This window comes from Bradyrhizobium sp. B097 (assembly GCF_038957035.1).
GTDB lineage: Bacteria > Pseudomonadota > Alphaproteobacteria > Rhizobiales > Xanthobacteraceae > Bradyrhizobium.
This window is the reverse complement of record NZ_CP152412.1, coordinates 8734395-8752312: the sequence shown is the minus strand read 5'-3', so window position 1 is coordinate 8752312 and position 17918 is coordinate 8734395. Positions and strand designations below refer to the sequence as shown.

15 protein-coding genes are annotated in these 17918 nt (G+C 65.2%); 5 read left to right on the top strand and 10 right to left on the bottom strand.

The genetic code is table 11. From position 1 onward, the window contains the following. Positions 1–54: 54 nt before the first annotated feature. A complete protein-coding gene (locus AAFG07_RS40305) occupies positions 55–864 on the bottom strand; it encodes a transporter (RefSeq protein WP_342725106.1) in 810 nt (269 codons plus the stop codon). Between the two features lie 226 nt (positions 865–1090). Here AAFG07_RS40305 and AAFG07_RS40300 point away from each other — a divergent pair, with 226 nt between their 5' ends. Beyond that, positions 1091–1492 (top strand): c-type cytochrome, encoded by a 402-nt coding sequence (locus tag AAFG07_RS40300; RefSeq protein ID WP_212311892.1) that lies wholly within the window; start codon positions 1091–1093, stop codon positions 1490–1492. A 115-nt stretch (positions 1493–1607) separates the two neighbouring features. Here AAFG07_RS40300 and AAFG07_RS40295 read toward each other — a convergent pair whose 3' ends face one another. Continuing rightward, positions 1608–3101: a M48 family metalloprotease gene (locus tag AAFG07_RS40295; RefSeq protein ID WP_342725105.1), complete on the bottom strand. Its 1494-nt coding sequence runs from the start codon at positions 3099–3101 to the stop codon at positions 1608–1610. A gap of 53 nt (positions 3102–3154) precedes the next feature. Beyond that, the gene (locus tag AAFG07_RS40290; RefSeq protein WP_342725104.1) at positions 3155–3940 is read right to left on the bottom strand and encodes a thermonuclease family protein; all 786 of its coding nucleotides are present in this window, start codon (positions 3938–3940) and stop codon (positions 3155–3157) included. Between the two features lie 147 nt (positions 3941–4087). Between AAFG07_RS40290 and AAFG07_RS40285 the strand changes: the two genes are divergently transcribed. From AAFG07_RS40285 to AAFG07_RS40270, 4 genes are all read left to right on the top strand, one after another. Next, entirely contained in the window at positions 4088–5293 is a 1206-nt protein-coding gene (locus AAFG07_RS40285) for an ABC transporter substrate-binding protein (RefSeq protein ID WP_342725103.1), read from the top strand. A 137-nt stretch (positions 5294–5430) separates the two neighbouring features. Continuing rightward, on the top strand, positions 5431–6225 hold the full coding sequence (locus AAFG07_RS40280) for an enoyl-CoA hydratase (protein ID WP_279709981.1): 795 nt from the start codon (positions 5431–5433) through the stop codon (positions 6223–6225). A 15-nt stretch (positions 6226–6240) separates the two neighbouring features. Further along, positions 6241–6996: a hypothetical protein gene (locus AAFG07_RS40275; protein ID WP_342729387.1), complete on the top strand. Its 756-nt coding sequence runs from the start codon at positions 6241–6243 to the stop codon at positions 6994–6996. A 317-nt stretch (positions 6997–7313) separates the two neighbouring features. Then, entirely contained in the window at positions 7314–9428 is a 2115-nt protein-coding gene (locus AAFG07_RS40270) for an acetate--CoA ligase family protein (RefSeq protein WP_342725102.1), read from the top strand. 159 nt (positions 9429–9587) lie between these two features. On the opposite strand, the gene AAFG07_RS40265 is transcribed toward AAFG07_RS40270, so the two are convergent. The 7 genes from AAFG07_RS40265 to AAFG07_RS40235 all read right to left on the bottom strand — a co-directional run bounded on the left by AAFG07_RS40265 (position 9588) and on the right by AAFG07_RS40235 (position 17789). Further along, positions 9588–10388 (bottom strand): enoyl-CoA hydratase/isomerase family protein, encoded by an 801-nt coding sequence (locus AAFG07_RS40265; RefSeq protein ID WP_342725101.1) that lies wholly within the window; start codon positions 10386–10388, stop codon positions 9588–9590. Positions 10389–10405: 17 nt separating this feature from the next. Beyond that, on the bottom strand, positions 10406–11566 hold the full coding sequence (locus tag AAFG07_RS40260; RefSeq protein ID WP_342725100.1) for an acyl-CoA dehydrogenase family protein: 1161 nt from the start codon (positions 11564–11566) through the stop codon (positions 10406–10408). A gap of 30 nt (positions 11567–11596) precedes the next feature. Then, positions 11597–12664 (bottom strand): acyl-CoA dehydrogenase family protein, encoded by a 1068-nt coding sequence (locus AAFG07_RS40255; protein WP_342725099.1) that lies wholly within the window; start codon positions 12662–12664, stop codon positions 11597–11599. Between the two features lie 231 nt (positions 12665–12895). Further along, positions 12896–13747 (bottom strand): helix-turn-helix domain-containing protein, encoded by an 852-nt coding sequence (locus AAFG07_RS40250; RefSeq protein WP_342725098.1) that lies wholly within the window; start codon positions 13745–13747, stop codon positions 12896–12898. A 2-nt stretch (positions 13748–13749) separates the two neighbouring features. Continuing rightward, complete coding sequence (locus tag AAFG07_RS40245) at positions 13750–14883, bottom strand: NADH:flavin oxidoreductase/NADH oxidase (RefSeq protein ID WP_342725097.1); 1134 nt, start codon at positions 14881–14883, stop codon at positions 13750–13752. Positions 14884–14927: 44 nt separating this feature from the next. Then, positions 14928–16145, bottom strand: coding sequence for an ABC transporter substrate-binding protein (locus AAFG07_RS40240; protein ID WP_342725096.1), 1218 nt, complete (start codon positions 16143–16145; stop codon positions 14928–14930). Positions 16146–16160: 15 nt separating this feature from the next. Then, the gene (locus tag AAFG07_RS40235; RefSeq protein WP_342725095.1) at positions 16161–17789 is read right to left on the bottom strand and encodes an AMP-binding protein; all 1629 of its coding nucleotides are present in this window, start codon (positions 17787–17789) and stop codon (positions 16161–16163) included. Between the last annotated feature and the right edge of the window lie 129 nt (positions 17790–17918).

Sequence of the window (17918 nt, the reverse complement as noted above, 5' to 3'; positions counted from 1 at the left end):
GGATGGTTCTGCCCCGGATTTCGCTGCGCTCCATCCGGGCTACGGACTGCATCGTCACTGAAACAGCCCGTCGACGCGGAACGAATAGCCGAGACCGACGATGTAGTTCGGCGAGTTGCGGTTGAGCCCGAACGCGAAATGGAGATCGAGCTGCTGGGTCGGCGTGAGCCGGTACATGCCGCCGGAATTGATCAGCTGGGTCGGCCGCGCGCCTTCGGGATAGTCGCCGACATATTCGGTGAACACGCTGATCCGCTCGGTCAATTTCTTCTCGATCACGAAGGTCGCCTCCGACATGTGCTGGCCGGTTAGCTCGGCGGGGCGGAAGAATTCCGTGAACATGCCGCTGACGCCCCAGCCGTCATGCAGCTCCCATGACCATGGCAGCTGGATGTAGGGCTGCGCGCCGCGCCCGGCGATGGCGGCTGCGCCCGTCGGCAGCGCGACGCCGGCGGTGATCGACAGGTCGAACTTTCCCGGCACCGGGCTGATCTGCCATTTGAGTCCGGGAGCGACGTCGGAGAAGCCCGAGGCGCCCGGCGATCTCATTGTGCCGGTATAGCTCGGCAGGTCGATCAGGACCTCGAGGCAGGGCGCGATGCCGAGCCGCCAGCGGCTGTTGCTGCCGTCGATGCTGCGGCCACTGTTGCGGCCGGTCAGGTTGATGCCGTTTTCGCTCTGCAGGCTCCCGACCGGCACGACGATACTCGAATTGGTGACGTCGGGCCGGTCGGTCGCAATTTCGTCGCTCGGCTTGGGACAACCGTCCGCGCGCGCAGCGGTGGCTGCTGCGAGGGTGAGCGCAGCAAGCACGCACCCGAGTTCGGCAAGTCGAGCGACGGCGCCGAACCGATTGTGAAACACTGGGGATGCTCCAAAAACCCGGCGCCGCTGCGGAGGTGGCAGCTTGAATGTAGATCGGCCGATGACGCGGATATTCCTCGCGGGCGGAAAAAACTTCAACAAGAAGTGCGATTGTCGGCGATCGATGCGGCCGGCGTCCAGCGCAATTGCGGGCGGGCGGAATTTCGGGGAATAGAATGCCAGCCTGGCGGCTCCTGTTGTGGTGGCAAAACAGGAGACCCCCGGAATGACCATTCGTTCGATCGCAGGCGTGCTGGCGCCGCGGCAGGCCAAAATCGCCGCGATGGCGGCCATCGCGATCTTGCTCGCGCTGAACAGCGCCCGCGCGGCGGGTGATCCGGCGCGCGGCGCCACGCTGTACCAGGGCTGCGGCGATTGCCATTCGATCGAGAAGAACGACGTCGGTCCGATGCACAAGGGGGTGGTGGGCCGCCTTGCCGGCTCGGTTGCGGGCTACAATTACTCGCCGGCGCTGAAGGACTCGAAGATCGTGTGGACCGAGGCCAATCTCGACAAATGGCTCACCGGTCCGGACGCGATGGTTCCCGGCACCAAGATGTTCTACGAGGTTCAGGATCCGAAGGACCGCGCCGACATCATCGCCTTCCTCAAGGAGAAGGCGAAGTAGGGTTGCTTGTAGCCCGGATGCAGCGCAGCGAAATCCGGGCCACGCTCTCCGCGGACGCACCTTCCCGGATTGCGCTTCGCTGCATCCGGGCTACGGGCCACGTTGCTTGGCAGCCTCAATCCACCACGATCTTGACGCGGTCGCGCGGCTTCACCTGGGCGTGGGCGTCGAGGCCGTTGAGCACGCGGAAGCGCTCGGCCGGATGATCGACGCCGGCCATGCGATGCGACAGCGATTCCACGGTGTCGCCGGGCTGCACGTTGATGACCTTGATGCGCAGCGGGCGCGCGGCCTGGATCTCGTCGAGGGTCAGGCGGCGGAACGAATTGACGGTCTCGCGCGCGTTGCGCTCGCTCTCGGTGGATTTCTGCTTGGCGGCGAAGATGAAGCGGTAGACGTCGCTGCCGAAGCGCAGCGCGTAGACCTTGAACTGCCACTGGTCGCCATGCGCGGTGGCCGATGCCGCCGGAAAGCCGTTGATGTTGAGGTCCTCGGTCGAGGACTTCTCGACGCCTTCCATCCAGCCGGAATTCAGATAGTCGCCGAGCGACTGCTCGGCCGGCACCCGCACCACGTCGAAGCGCATCGCCTGGCTGCCGCCCTCGCGCACGCCGATCACCGCCTGCGCGGTGTTGTCGAGCGTGAAATTGTCGGGCGCGGTGAAGGTGAAGCCGAGCTTGGGATGCAGGAAGCGGCGGCCGCGCACGAAACCTTCGCTGGGATCCTCGCCATAAACGATGTTGTCGATCGCGGCGAGATAGGTCTCGCGGTCACGCTCGTTGCTTTCGGGCGATGAGTATTGCCGCGCGGTGGTCTGCGCATTGGAGATGCGCTCCGGCGTTGCCGGATGCGACGAGGTGAAGTCTTGCGCGCGCGGATCGAGCGCGGTCTTGCCGATCTTGAGCGCGGCATTGCGCTCCATCGCGGTCAGGAAGCGTGACGCGCCGTAGGGATCGAAATGCGCACGCGCGGCGATGCCGACGCCGATGCCGTCAGCCTCGAACTCCTGCTGCCGCGAGAAGCTCGCCATCGTCAGCTTGGTCTTGGCGAGCGCCAGCGCGGTGAGATCGGGATCGGTGCTCATGTCGGTGACGACGCGCGTCACCACCGCCGCCTGGCGCGCCTGGTCCTCGCGCATCGCGGCATGCTTGGCCAGAACATGCGCCATCTCGTGGCTCAGCACCGAGGAAAGTTCGGAAGTGTCGCTGGCGAGCGCGATCAGGCCGCGCGTGACGTAGAGCTGGCCGGTCGGCAGCGCGAAGGCGTTCACCGCGCCGGAGTTGAGGATCGTGACCTTGTAGGCCTGGTCGGGCCGTTCGGACGCGGCGACCAGCCGGTCGACGGTCTTGCCGATCAGCGCCTCGAGCTTCGGGTCGTCATAGGCGCCGCCATAGGACGACAGGATGCGCTCATGCTCGCGCTCGCTGTTGGGCGTCTGCTGCACCACGCGGTTCGGCTTCACCGGCGCCGCCGCCGCGGTCGGCGCGACCTGCTCGAAGCGGCCGACATTGCCGCAGGCCGACAGTGTCAGGGCCGCGCAGACGAGCGCCAGCGCAGCCGAAAGCCGGCGGCCAGTTCCATCTTCACGCGGTCCAGCGCGCTCAATCACGTCAAAAACCCACAACTTGTCCCGTAATCGGCCAGGCCGTGACCTGTGGGCCCCTAGTTCCCGCCGAGTACTTCAATCTGCCCCACCCGGAGCAATTCGATTCGCGGCCCACGTCGTGCTTCCACCCAGCCTCGGACACGAATCCTACGATTTTCCAGAGACTTGGGCGCAAGGCCGGCCGCCTCAAACGCAGGGACTATGCGCCTTGAAATAGTCAGAGCAAAGTCCCGAGTCCAGTTTCGGCCGAAATTCAGGTAGGTCGTCGCCCCCGCCTGGCGCACGGACAAAACCCTGCCCTCGACCACGGTAAAGCGCCCAATCCCGGCCAAAATATCGTCCGGACTTTCGGCGTTTTTTATGACCGTGGACTCGGCCCAGGTTCCCGATCGGGCGGCCCGCGCCTCGGCCTCCGCCGCCATCAGCGTACTGACACAGTCTCTGTCGGCGATCTCGGACGACACCAGCGCGAGGCCCTGGCGCAGCAGCTCGCTTTGCACGGGGAGTTCGCTGCCGTCGAGGAAGGCGTAGGCCGGCTGGCGGCCGTAGCGGTCCGGCGTGTCGTCCTGTCCGCGCAGCGTCACCTCGCGGCCGACCAGCAGCGCCGACAGTACTGTGGTGGCCTTCGCCCGGTCCGCCACCTCGATGCCGGCGAGCTTGACCTCACGGCCGTCGTCGAGCCGCAGGCTGCGCGCATCGGCCACCGCAGCGACGCGGCCTTCGCCCTGAATCTCGAAATTGCATCCAGCCGCGTGACTTGCGCCGCAAGCAAGCAGTGTCGTGCACGCGAGGAGGGTGCTGCGAGCCAGCATCGACAGATTCTGCATCGACAATATCTGCATGGCTCGATCTTCGCACATCTTGACCATTCCGTTCAGCGGAAAACACGTGTCAGTTCCGCGGCTTGCCGCTCTGCATGGCATGCGGCATGATCCGGCCCTCGAAACGGACCTGATGGAATGCGGTCCGCATCTCAAGGGAGGATTTGAATGAGACGGGTTTTGGCCGGCGTGTTGGCCTGTGTGTTTGCGATCTCGGCGAATGCGTCGCTGGCGCAGGACAAGCCTCCGCTGAAGCTCGGCGGCATCCTCGATATGTCGAGCCTTTATGCCGACATCACCGGTTCCGGCAGCGAAACCGCCGCCAAGATGGCGGTGGAGGATTTTGGCGGCACGGTGCTCGGCCGCAAGGTCGAGATCGTGGTCGGCGACCATCTCAACAAGGCCGACCTTGCCGCCAACATCGCCCGCGACATGATCGACAACCAGGGCGTCGAGATGATTTTCGACGTCGCGGCGTCCGCGACCGCGCTCGCCGCCGGCGAGATCGCTAAGGCGCGCGGCAAGATCATCATGTTCAACGGCCCGGGCTCGATTCGCCTCTCCAACGAGGCCTGCGGCCCCTATACCGTGCACTATGTGTTCGACACCTTCGCGCAGGCCAATGTGACCGGCCTTGCCGCGGTGAAATCCGGCCTCGACACTTGGTTCTTCCTGACCGCGGACTACGCGTTCGGCCAGGATCTCGAAAAGGACACCAGCAATGTGGTGGTGAAGTCGGGCGGCAAGGTGCTCGGCAGCGTGCGGCATCCGATCAATACCTCGGACTTCTCCTCCTTCCTGCTGCAGGCGCAGGCCTCCAAGGCCAAGGTGATCGGGCTCGCCAATGCCGGCGGCGACACCATCAACGCGATCAAGCAGGGCGCCGAGTTCGGCATCACCAAGGGCGGCCAGAAGATCTCGCCGCTGCTGGCTTTCGTGACCGATATCGACAGCGTCGGGCTCGAGACCGCGCAGGGGCTGCTGCTCGCGGAAGCGTTTTATTGGGATCTCAATGACGACACCCGCGCCTTCACCAAGCGCTTCATGGAGCGCACCAAGCGGGTGCCGACCTCAGCCCAGGCCGGCGTCTACTCCTCCGTGACGCATTATCTGCAGGCGGTGAAAGCCGCCGGCACGACGGACGCGGCCGCCGTCATGAAGGTGATGAAGGAGACCCCGATCAACGACATGTTCGCCAAGAACGGCCGGATTCGTGAGGACGGCCGCATGGTGCACGACATGTATCTGTTCGAGGTCAAGAAGCCCTCGGAGTCGAAGGGCCGCTGGGACGACTACAAGCTGCTCGCGACCGTGCCGGGCGACCAGGCGTTCCAGCCGCTGTCGGAGTCGCGCTGCCCGCTGGTGAAGAAATAGGACGATCGGTGTCCCGTCATTGCGAGCGAAGCGAAGCAATCCATCTCGCAAAACCGGAAGCATGGATTGCTTCGTCGCTTCGCTCCTCGCAATGACGACGTAAAGGTCTAACCAACAACAACGAAAGGCAAAATGCCATGAGCGATAATCAGATGGTTCTCCAATCCCTCGACAAGGGCCTGCTCACCATCACCATGAACCGCCCGGATCGGCGCAATGCGCTCAATCCCGACATGACGCGCGGCCTCGTCGAGGCGGCGCGGCGTGCGCAGGACGATACCGAGGTGCGTGCGGTGCTGATCCGCGGCGCCGGCGGCACCTTCTGCGTCGGCGGCGACGTCAAGTCGATGGCCGAAGGCCGCGCGCCGCTGCCGTTCGAGGCCAAGATGGCCAATTTGCGCCGCGGCATGGAGGTCTCGCGCATCCTGCACACGATGCCGAAGCCGGTGGTGGCGCAGCTCGACGGCGCGGCGGCCGGCGCCGGGCTCTCGATTGCGCTGTCCTGCGATCTGCGCGTCGCCAGCGCCTCCTGCAAGATCACCACGGCGTTTGCCAAGGTCGGCTTCTCCGGCGACTACGGCGGTACTTACTTCCTGACCAAGATGCTGGGCAGCGCCAAGGCGCGCGAGCTCTACATGATGTCGCCGGTGCTCTCGGCGCAGGAGGCCTACAACCTCGGCATGGTCTCCAAGGTGGTGCCCGATGCTGATATCGAGGCCGAGACGCTGGAGCTGGCGCGATCGCTGGCGCAGGGCCCGTCGGTGGCGCTCGGCTACATCAAGCGCAACATCAACAATGCCGAGACCATGACGTTAGAGGCCTGCTTCGACGGCGAGGCGATCCACCACACCCGTGCCGGCGAGACCACCGACCACAAGGAAGCGGCCAAGGCTTTCGTCGAGAAGCGCAAGCCCACCTTCCAGGGGCAGTAGGCCGTGGCCAATTCCATGGCCGAATACATGCGGCTGCGGCAGATCTGCCTGGTGGCGCCGCAGCTTGCGCCCGTGATCGCGGACATTTCCGCGATCATGGGCCTCGATGTCTGTTACCGCGACGGTAACGTCGCCAAATACGGTCTCGAGAACACGCTGCTGCCGGTCGATACCATCCTGCTCGAGGTGGTTGCGCCGTTCCAGCCGGGTCCGGGCACCGCGGCCGGCCGCTTCATGGAAAAGACAGGCGGCCGCGGCGGCTACATGGCGATCTTTTGCTGCGAGGATCCCGATGCGCGCGGCGCCAAGGCCAATGCGATGGGCGTGCGGACCGCGAACGTGATCACGCACGCGCCCTATCACGGCGTGCAGCTGCACCCGCGCGACTGCCGCGCCGCCTTCATCGAGTTCAACCACACCGACGGCAGCGACGACGTGCTGGGGCCGTATCCACCGGCCGGCCCGGACTGGCAGAAGTCGATCCGCAAGGACACGACCTTGGCGTTGACCGAGGTCGAGATGCAGAGCCCCGAGCCGGAGGCGCTGGCGGCGCATTGGGGCAGGATCGTCGGCATTCCCGCTGCTGACGCCGTGGTGAAGCTGCCGAACGCGACCTTCCGCTTCGTCAAGGGCGACAGCGAGATCATGAGCCGCTTGACCTTCAAGGTCGTCGACAAGGCCAGGGTGCTGGATGCCGCGAAAGCCAGGGGCTGTGCGGTGAAGGGCGATGAATTCCAGCTTTGCGGCGTGACGTTCAAGCTGACGGCGTAACTACGTAGCCCGGATGCAGCGAAGCGAAATCCGGGACCACTCCGCCCGCGGATGGACCGCCCCGGATTGCGCTGCGCTCCATCCGGGCTACGCAGCGCCAACCCCGTCATCCTGAGGAGCGCGAAGCGCGTCTCGAAGGATGCACGGCCCGGACTGTGGCCGTGCATCCTTCGAGGCTCGCTCCGCTCGCACCTCCAGCGACAAAGGCGAAGCCTTTGCGCGGGGATGACGGGGAACGATTGGCGCTTGCGGGGAGGACGATTGAGCTCGTTGCCGCGATCCAATATCGTCGAGCGTAACAAGAAAAAGGAAAGCCCATGCCGCATCCGCTCGATTCCTTCTTCGCCCCAAAAAGCATCGCGCTGATCGGCGCCTCGCGCGATCACGAGAAGATTCCCGGGCGGCTGCTCGCGATGCTGCGCAAGAACGGCTATCCGGGTGGGCTCTATCCGATCAATCCGAACTATGACGAGATCGACGGCTTGAAATGCTTCAAGTCGATCGCCGACGTCGGTGCGCCGGTCGATCTCGCCGTCATCGTCATTCCCGCCCGTGCGGTGCTGCCGGCGCTGGAGCAGTGCGCTTCCGTCGGCGTCAAGAACGCGGTCATCATCTCGTCCGGCTTTGCCGAGGAGGGCGGCGACAGCGCAGACATGCAGGACGCGATCGTGGCACTGGCGAAGCGGACCGGGATGCGGATCTCCGGTCCGAACGCCGAAGGATTTTACAGCCAGGTGCAGAAGGTCGCCGCGACCTTCAGCCCAACCGTCGACGTCAAGCCGGATGCGCCGGCGCTGGTCGCAAGCCGGCGGCGGATCGGCATCGTCGCGCAGAGCGGCGGCATCGGCTTTGCGATCTATCATCGCGCCAAGGCGCTCGGTGTCGCGCTCAGCTATGTCGTCAGCGCCGGCAATGAGAGCGATCTCGGCGCCGGCGAATTCCTCGACTACATGGTGCAGGATCCGTCGACCGACGTGATCCTGCTGTTCATCGAGGGCATCCGCGACGTCGACAAGTTCCTGGCGGCGGCGAAGCGCGCGGCAGAGCTCAGGAAACCCGTGATCGTCACCAAGGTCGGCCGTTCCGGCGCCGGCGAACGCGCGGCGGCCTCGCACACCGCGAGCATGGCCGGCTGGTCCGCGGCCTATGACGCGGTGTTCGCCAAATACGGCTTCATCGTCTCCAACGACCTCGACGAGGCCGTGACGATTGCTGCCGTATTGACCACCAATCCGTTGCCGAAGGGCGACCGTGTCGCGGTGCTGACGGTGTCCGGCGGCGCCGGCATCTGGGGCGCCGACACCGTGTCGGTGCAGGGCCTGCGCGTGCCGGAGCTCTCAGTCGCGATCCAGAGCCAGATCAAGCAATGGATGCCGTCCTATGGTGCGGCGGGCAATCCGGTCGACGTCACCGCGCAGGGCGCCTCCTCCGGCGGCCTGCAGAAGAGCATCGAGCTGTTCGACGGCTCCGACGAGGTCGATGCGACCCTGGTCGTGCTGTCGCTGTCGAGCGAAACGCGGATGCCGTTCAAGGAGGCCGAGCTGAAGCCGGTGATCTCAAGGCAGAACAAGCCGGTGGTGTTCTATTCCTACACGCTGCCGTCGCACTTCGCGCGGCAGGAGCTCGCGAAGTCGGGCGTGGTGGTGCTCTCGGGGCTGACCCATGTCGGCGTCGCGATGCGGCGGCTGGCGGACTATGCAGCCTTCAAGCCCACGCCGGAGATGGCGGCATCTGCGTTGCAGACGTACGATCTTTCCGCGCATCTCAGATCGAAGACACTTTCCGAACATGACAGCAAGTGGCTGCTGCGCGCCGCCGGCGTCGCGTTGCCGGACGAGGTGTTGGTGACCGATCGCTACGGGCTCGACGCCGCGATCGAGCGGGCGCAATTTCCACTTGCCATGAAGATCCAGTCACCTGACATCGCGCACAAGAGCGAGGTCGGTGGCGTCCGCGTCAACATCGCCGCCAAGGGCGCGGCGTTCACGGCCTATCGCGACATGCTGGAGAGCGTGCAGAAGCAGCGGCCGGATGCCGCGATTCAGGGCGTGCTGGTCGGGCCGATGGCGAAGAAGGGCGTCGAGATCATCGTCGGCACCATGCTGGATGCCACCTTCGGGCCGATGGTGATGGTGGGCCTCGGCGGCATCACGACCGAGCTGTTCAAGGATGTGATCTATCGCCCGGCGCCGGTGAGCCCGGCTGAGGCGACCGCGATGCTGGAGACGCTGAAGGCTGCGCCGCTGCTGCACGGCTTCCGCGGCGCGCCGAAAGCGGATGTCGCCGCGCTCGCGCGGTTGATCTCGCAGATTTCAGTGCTGGCGGCGCAGCATGCAGGCGAGATCGCCGAGATCGAGGTCAATCCGGTGCTTGTCCATCCGGAGGGGCAGGGCGTGACGATCGTCGATGCGCTGGTGGTGCCGCGGGTCTAGCGAGCTATTCCCCCACCGTCGTCCCTGCGAAAGCAGGGACCCATAACCACCGAAGTGAGTTGTGAGAGAAGCCGACGCCGCTTGTGCCCTTTCCGCGGGCCGCGGCGTATGGGTCCCGGCTTTCGCCGGGACGACGCATTGAGAGAGCGGCGCGAAGCCTCACCGCCCCTTGAAGTTGGCGACGCGGCGCTCGGCGGTGGCCTTGACGCCTTCCTTGAAGTCTTCGGTCGCGCGCAGCTTGGTCTGCTCTTCCAGCTCACGGTTGGTCGCGGCGAGCACGCGGTCGGCGAGGCCGGCGCGCATGGTGGCGCGGGTCGAGACCAGGCCGAGCGGCGAGCATTCGGCGATCTCCTGCGCGAGCTTCATCGCCTCGGCCCGGACCTGGTCCTGCGGCACCAGCACGTTGGCAAGGCCCCAGCGATAGGCTTCTTCGCCGGTGACGCGGCGGCTGGTGTAGAACATCAGCTCGGCATTGTTCTTGCCGATCAGTTCGGGCAGCGTGGTGGTCAGGCCGAAACCCGGATGGAAACCGAGTTTTGTAAAGTTCGCCGCGAAACGCGCCTCGGGGCAGGCGACGCGGAAGTCGGCCGAGACCGCAAGGCCGAGGCCGCCGCCGATCGCGGCGCCGTGGATCGCCGCGACGATCGGCTTCTTGTTGCGGAAGATGCGCACCGCTTGAACATAGAGATGGTTGATCGGCAGGTTGGAGGCCGGGTCGCTCTTGGCACGCTCTTCCTGCTCCTGGCGGACCGGATCGCCGAAATTGGCGCCGGCGCAGAACGCCTTGCCCTGGGCTGCGAGCACCGAGGCGCGGATCTCGATGTTGTTGTCGAACTCCTCCAGCGCGTCGGCGATCTGGTTGATCAGCGCGACGTCGAAGAAGTTCAGCGGGGGCTTGCGAATTTCGATCAGGCCGACATGGCCATGAGTTTCGACGCCGATATCAGTATATTTGGTCATGATCTGTCCTCGTTGAATTAGCGCAAACCGAGCCCGCGGGCGATGATGCCGCGGAGCACTTCGGTGGTGCCGCCCTGGATCGTCAGCTTGGGCGCGGTCTTGATGGCGAAATCGAGCTGCTTTTCCAGCGTCTCGCGATTGGTCGCGGTCTCCTCGACGAAAGCCGCGAGATCGCGGACGCGATGCGGCAGCTGCTGCTCCCACACCGTGCCGATGTCCTTGACGATGGAGGCTTCCACCACCGGCTCCTTGCCGGCCTGCAGCATGCCCGCGACCGACACCGACATGCGGCGCATGGTGTGAACTTGGGCGACCAGCCGGCCGATACCCTCGGCGCTGCGGGTGTCCGGGTTCTTGCCGACGGCACGCACCAGCTCGGTGAGCACGTAATAGGTTTCGAGGAAGCGCTCGGGGCCGGAGCGTTCATAGGCGAGCTCGGACGTCGCCTGCTTCCAGGCGCCGTCGACCTCGCCCAGCACGTGATCGTCGGGCACGAAACAGTCGGTGAACACCACCTCGTTGAATTCGAACTGGCCGGTGATCTGGCCGATCGGATTCACTTGGATGCCCGGCTGTTTCATCTTGACCAGGAACTGGGTCAGGCCGTGGCGGCGATTTTCCTTGGTCGGCGGTGAGGTGCGGAAGATCGCGATCATGTAGTCGGCGATGTGCGCCGACGAGGTCCAGATCTTGGTGCCGTTGATCAGATAGCCGCCATCGGTCTTGGTGGCGCGGGTCTTCGCCGCGAACAGGTCGGAGCCGGAGTTCGGCTCGCTCATGCCGATGGCGAAGCAGACCTCGCCGCGGCAGATGCGCGGCAGGATGTCCATCTTGATGTGCTCGGGCGCGTATTTCAGAAGCACCGGCCCGCTCTGGCGGTCGGCAACGAAGAAGCGTCGGGTCGGTGCGTTCGCCACCCGCATCTCCTCGGTCACGACGTAACGTTCGAGGAACGAGCGCTCCTGGCCGCCGTATTTCTTCGGCCAGGTCATGCCGAGCCAGCCCTTGGCGCCGACGCGGCGGGAGAATTCCGGCGCGTCATTGTCCTCGCGGTTCGGCGCGTGGGGATCGAAGGTGCCGGCGGCGATTTCCTCGGCGAGGAAGGCGCGCACTTCCTTGCGGAGCTGCTCGCACTTTTCCGGCAGGCGGATCGGATCGAAACGAAGGGCTGCAGTCATGATGTCCAGTCCTGATCTTTCTGCCTGATCTCAGCGCGAAGCCACCAGCGGCCACAATTCATCGGCGCCACGGTCGGCGACCAGCTTGCCGAGCTCGACCGCCCAGTAGCTCTCCGAGCCGAAATCGTCGCGCCACGCCAATGCGCGCAGCGAATAGCGGTGCAGGATGTGCTCGATGGTGAAGCCGATCGCGCCATGCACCTGGTGGGCGATGCTGCTGCCTTTCTCGGCCGCTTCTGAGCAACGGATTTTCGCGGAGGCCGCTTCGAGGAACACTGCGTCATTGTCGAGTGAATTGGCGCTGGCGATGGTGTCGGCGGCCGAAGTCGCGGCAGCCAGCGCCGCTGCGGACTCGCCGGCGAGGCGGGCGAGGTTGTGCTGCACCGCCTGGAACTTGGAGATTTTCTTCTCGAACGCGACGCGCTCGTTGGAATAGCGCACGGAGATGTCGAGCATCGATTCCAGGGCGCCTGCGATCTGGAGCGATCGCACCACGCCGCCCATCAGCATCAGCGTGGTCTGGTCAAAGCCCTTCGGCGCCGATTTGGTCGTGATCGGCTGGACCTTGTCGAGCGTGACGGTGTCGTTGTGATCGCCGCCGAGTCCGATGCCGGATTCGATCCGGCACTTCGCGGCATCGACCAGCGCGATCGAGATGCCGCCATTGTCGCTCGCCAGCACCGCGAAATGTTTCGCGTCTTTCGCGAACGGTACGCCGCGGGCGCGGCCGGAGAGCGAGCCGTCGACGCCAACTGTGACGCGGTCCTTCGGGCTTGCCGGCAGCACGGTCATCTCGCCTTCCGGGGAGCTGATCCTGGCTTGCGTCAGCAGCCAGCCGGCCAGCATTGTTTCGGCCAGCGGAACAGCGATCGCATGCCGCCCGGCGACGTTGAGGACGCTGAAACCTTCCGCGAGACTGGCGCCGGAACCACCGAGATCGTCGGGCACCCAGGACAGCGGCAGGCCGGCTTCGGTCAACGCCTGCCAGAGCGGCGCCTTCCATGCGCCCTGCTTGTCGTGATTGATGGTTTGGGCATCCGCGAGATCGGCGAAAATCTTTTCCGCGGTCTCGGCGACGATGTTCTCACTCTCCGCCACAGCGTTCCTCGTGTTGATTGGCTTGGGGCTCGCCGTTCGGCTGGCCCTGCTTGCGATGTTGTCTTGCGCTCAATGATGCGGAAAAGCCATAGCCGTGACAAGCGTTGCCCGCAGGGCCACTTGCGCGGATGGCATGAAGCCGGACGCTTCGCATGAATTCCGCATAGTGAACTTTCGACCAGCTCGGTTTGTATGCCACGCGCGGCCGCAAATGGGGCGGTGACATCTCATTCAGTCCGCCAGATGAAACGCGATGGCCTTCCGCATCAGGTCGGCGAACTCGGTCTCCTGGGTGACCAGCGCATCGTTCAATCCGGCCACGCACAGTACCAGGGGCTCGTTCGATTCCGCTGATGGCGGCAGGTTCATGGCAACGGCGCCGGCGCCCGGCGTGACCAGACCGAGCGAGAAGGCATGCCCCTTGGCGCGGACTTTCTTCAGCTCCAGCAGCAAGGCCTTGATGTCGATCTGCCGATCGGGTCGCGGCTCGTTGGTGTTGATCAGGCGCACCAGGCGGCGGACCTCCTTGTCCGGATAGGCCGACAGCAGCGCGTAACCCGATGCGGATCGCGCCAGCGGCCGCAGCGTTCCGGCCTTGACATAGAGCCGCATCGGCAGTCTGGCCTGAACGATATGGACATATTGCGCGCTGAGCCCGTTGCGCACCGCGAGCATGATGGTCTCCCCGGTTTTCTCGGAGAGTTCGTTCATCAAATTGATCAGGCGCCCCCGCGTGAACAGCGCCGGGCTCAGCCAGTGTCCCAGCATCGAGATCCGCGGTGTCGGGATGTAAGTGCGGCGGCTGGTGTCGTAATGCAGATAGCCGAACGCAGTCATCGTCCGCATCAGCGCCGAGGTGCTGGACTGCGGGAATTTCAAGGCGGCGGCGACCTCGATGGCGGAGGCGGCGCGCTGGTGCTCCTCGAAGAATTCGAGCACGTCGAACACGCGCCGCGCCGACTTGACCGCATTGTCCATCTTCGGCAGGTCGCGCGAGGTATCGCCGGGGAAATCGGGGCCGTCGAAAGACCGCAAGCCGGCGGCCGCGCCGGCTTTCGCTGCATCTTTCTTCGCCACCGGCATCGCTATCGTCCCTGCTGTGCCACCCGCCGCTTCAGCCACCAGCCATATTGCTCGGGCCAGCTCGTCCACTCGGGATCGCATCCGAGCGCAAGTGCCGTCTGGGCGGGCCAATTCGGATTCCACAGCAGTTCGCGGCCGAGTGCAATAAGCGTCGCCTTGCCGTCGCGCAAGATGGCTTCGGCGTAGTCCGGCTCGCGGATCAGCCCGACCGCGACCGTCGGCATGCCGGCTTCCTTCTGGATGCGCTCGGCGAAGGGCACCTGGAAGCCCGCCGTGCGCGACACCAGCGAGTTGCCGCGCGGCAGCTTCATGCCGCCCGATGAGCAGTCCACCATGTCGATCCCGATCGCCTTCAGCTCGGTCGCAAACGCGATCGAGTCCTCGATTCCCCAGCCGATGTCGACGCCGTCGACCGACGAGATGCGGACGAAGGCCGGCAGGTGGTCGGGCCATTCCTCGCGCATGATCGCAGCGACCCGCAGCGGCAGGCGCATGCGATTTTCGCGCGACCCGCCGTACTCGTCGTTGCGGTTGTTGGCGAGCGGCGACAGGAACGAGTGCATCAGGTAGCCGTGCGCGCAGTGCAGCTCGATGACGTCGTAACCGGCAGCCCTGGCACGGCGAAACGCCTGGCGATAGTCGTCCACCAGGGCATCGATCTGCTCTGAAGTCAGCATCTGCGGTGCGGGCCAGCCGTCGTCGAAGGGAATGCCGCTCGAAGCCGCGATCTGCCACGGGCCTTCACCGCGGGCCTTGATGTCGGCTTCGCCAAGCGGATTGCCGCCTTCCCACGGCCGCTGCGCCGAGCCCTTGCGGCCGCCATGTGCGATCTGGATCGCGGCCTTGGCGTTGAAGCGGTGGATCAGCGCGGCGAGGGCGGCATGATCCGCGATGTGCGTATCGTCCCAGATGCCGAGGCAGCCATGGGTGATGCGTCCCTGGACGTTCACCGAGCTCTGCTCGACGAATACGAGACCGGCGCCGCCGGCGGCGAGCTTGCCGATATGCGCGGTGTGCCAATCGGTGGCGCGCCCGTCCTGCGCCGAATAGGTCGCCATCGGCGAGACCATGATCCGGTTCTTCAGTTCGAGGTCGCGGAGTTGCAGCGGGGTGAAGAGCAGCGGCAGTTCGGTCATGCGATGTCCAGCCTTGCTTGTGGTTTGCGGATTCGTGCGAGCAATCATTTCTTGAGCAGCGGGCATGCACTCTCCTCTGGCGTCGCAAAGGCCTCCTTGCCCGGGATGACCTGAATCAGTTTCTCGTAATCCCAGGCGCCCTTGGATTCCGCTGGCGATTTCACCTGCACGAGATACATGTCGTGGATCAGCTGGCCGTCCGCGCGCAGGAATGCATTGCGGGCAAAGAAGTCATCGATCGGCATGTCCTTCATCTGCGCGATCACCTTGAGGCCGTCGTCGGTGCCGGACTTCTCGATTGCCTTGAGGTAGTTCATGACAGCGGAGTAGAGACCAGCCTGCACCATGGTCGGCCGCTTGTTGGTCTTGGCCATAAAGCGCGCGGCGAAGTCGCGGGTCTTGTCGTCGAGATCCCAATAGAACGCGGTCGCGAGCTGTAGCCCCTGGGCGGCCTGCAAGCCGATCGCGTGGATGTCGCTGGTTTGCATCAGGAAGGCCGCGAGCTTCTGCTTTTGCGCCATCCCGAATTCCTGCGCCTGCCGGATCGAATTGGCGAGATCGCCGCCGGTGTTGGCAAAGGCGATCACGTCGGCCTTCGAGCTCTGGGCCTGCAACAGATAGGACGAGAAATCCATGCTGTTGAGCGGGTGCCGCACCTCGCCGGCGATGCTGCCGCCGACCTTCTCCACGGTCTTGGCGGCGTCGTTGCGCAGCGCGTGCCCGAAGGCGTAGTCGACCGTGACGAAGTACCAGCTCTTGGCGCCTTCCTTGGCCAGCGCCCGAACCGTGCTGTTGGCGAGCGCATAGGTGTTGTAGGTCCACTGCACCGAATTGGCCGAGCAGCCCTTTCCGGTCAGATCGGAGGAGCCGGCCGACGACACCAGCATCGCCTTGTTCTTCTGCTTGGTGAGCTCGAGCACGGCGAACGCGACGGCGGAATTGGCGAAATCGACGATGACGTCGACATTCTCCTGCTCGTACCAACGTCGCGCGATGCCGGCGCCGATGTCGGCCTTGTTCTGATGGTCGGCATCGACCATTGCGATCGGTTTGCCCAGGACCTTGCCGCCGAAATCCGCGATCGCCATCCGGACCGCTTCGACCGCGCCGGGGCCGGCGGCGTCAGCATAGAGGCCGGCCTGATCGGTCAGCACGCCGATCTTCACCATGTCGTCGGAGATCTGCGCGTGCGATGGCGCGGCTGCGAAGGTGGCCGTCAGCAACGCAGCGCTCGCGGCGAGCCATCCGTAACTCGATGTCATTGTCCCTGGTTTCCTCTAGTTCGATTGCCTTATGGCGTTGGTCTTTTCTTGCCGCAGGTCGATCATGTCAGGATGCGCCTGCGGGTCCCGGTCCGTGCCGAGCAGCGTGTGCTTCTGGATCTTGTTGGTCGAGGTCAGCGGCAGCTCGCGGACGAAGGCGATCCATGCCGGCAGCTTGAACGGCGCGAGGCGCTCGCGGCAGAAGTGGAAGATCTCCTGCGCAAGTTCGCGCGAAGCTTTGGTGCCATCGTTGATGACGATGAAGGCCGCGACCTCCTCGTCGCGGATCGGATCGCGCGCGGCAACGACCGCCGCCTGCTTGACCAGCGGCGACGTCGCGAGCACGGCCTCGATCTCCGCCGCCGAGATATTTTCCCCGGCGCGCCGCACCAGATGCTTCAGCCGGTCGACGAATACGAACGCGCCGTCTTCATGCTGCCAAGCGCTGTCGCCGGTGTGAAACCAGCCGCCGCGCCAGGCCTGCTCGGTGGCCTCGGGGTCCTTCAGATAGCCCGAGAAGAAGCCGCGCCGCGGCGTCGCTGCCGAATGACGCACGCAGAGTTCGCCGACCGTGCCCGGCGGCAGCGCATTGCCGTCGGCATCGAGGATGGTCATTTCGAGGCCGGGCACGCTGCGGCCGATCGTGTTCGTCTCCAGATGGCGCGGCTCGACCGTGTTGAAGGGGCTGCGTCCGGTCTCCGTCATGCCCCAGCCCTCGACGAACGGGATGCCGAAGCGCTCGCGGGCTCGCGCGCGCTGCTCGGGATTGGCACCGACGCCCATCGAGAAGCGCAGCGCATGGGCCTTCTCGTCCGGCGTCTCCGGCTGGGCGAGCAGGGCCGCGACGATCACGCCGAGATAGTGCAGCACGGTTGCACGGCAGGAGACGATGTCGCGCCAGGCCAATTTCGCGTTGAAGCGCTCCGGCAGGATCAGGCAGCCGCCGGTCAGCATCATCGCGATCGGGGTTAGCGTCAGGCCGGCCATGTGGAACAGCGGCAGCGGGCTGTAGAGGCGCTCCGTTCCGGCATGATAGGTCGCCTCGCCGCCGTGGCTGACGTACCAGCGGCCGGTCGAGACCACGTATTCGTTGGTGAGGATGCAGCCCTTCGGACGCGCCGTGGTGCCTGACGTGTAGAGCAGCGCCGCCTCGGTCTCGCTTCCCGGCTCGCCGGCGCGCGGTGGCGGCCTCAGGGCTTGCGAAATCTGCGTCACGCTCGCGCCGAGATCGTCGCCGGACACCTCGAGCACCGGCACCGCGCCGGTCAACGCCTTCTGCAACTCCTTCTGATCGTGCAGCGTGACGATCAGGTCGGGCTCGGCATGCGCAATGAGATAGGCGATCTCCGCCGCGCGATAGGCCGGGTTGATCGGAACGATCGAGACCCCGAGGCCGTTGAGCGCCAGCCAATGCACGATGAAATCAGGCCGGTTCTCCAGCAATAGACAGGCGCGGTGTCCATGCCCGAAGCCGGCCGCGCGGTAGTGTTCGCGCAATGCGCAGACCTGCCGCGCAATGTCGCCATAGGACAGTTCGACGCCATCGGGAAAATAGCCGCGGTCGGGACGCGCGGGAATGCGCAGGAAGGGTTTGAACGCTGCCGCATCTGCAGTCGCAGCGAACACGCTGAACACGGTGTACATCGTGGCGAAGCTTCCCTCTGGCGGCCGCAGGTCGATGTCAACGATGCCGGTCCATAGAGAGCTGCTTCGTTGAGCGCGTTGCCGCGATCGCGGCGTTGCGCGGAAGCTATAAGGGTGGGTAATGTGCTG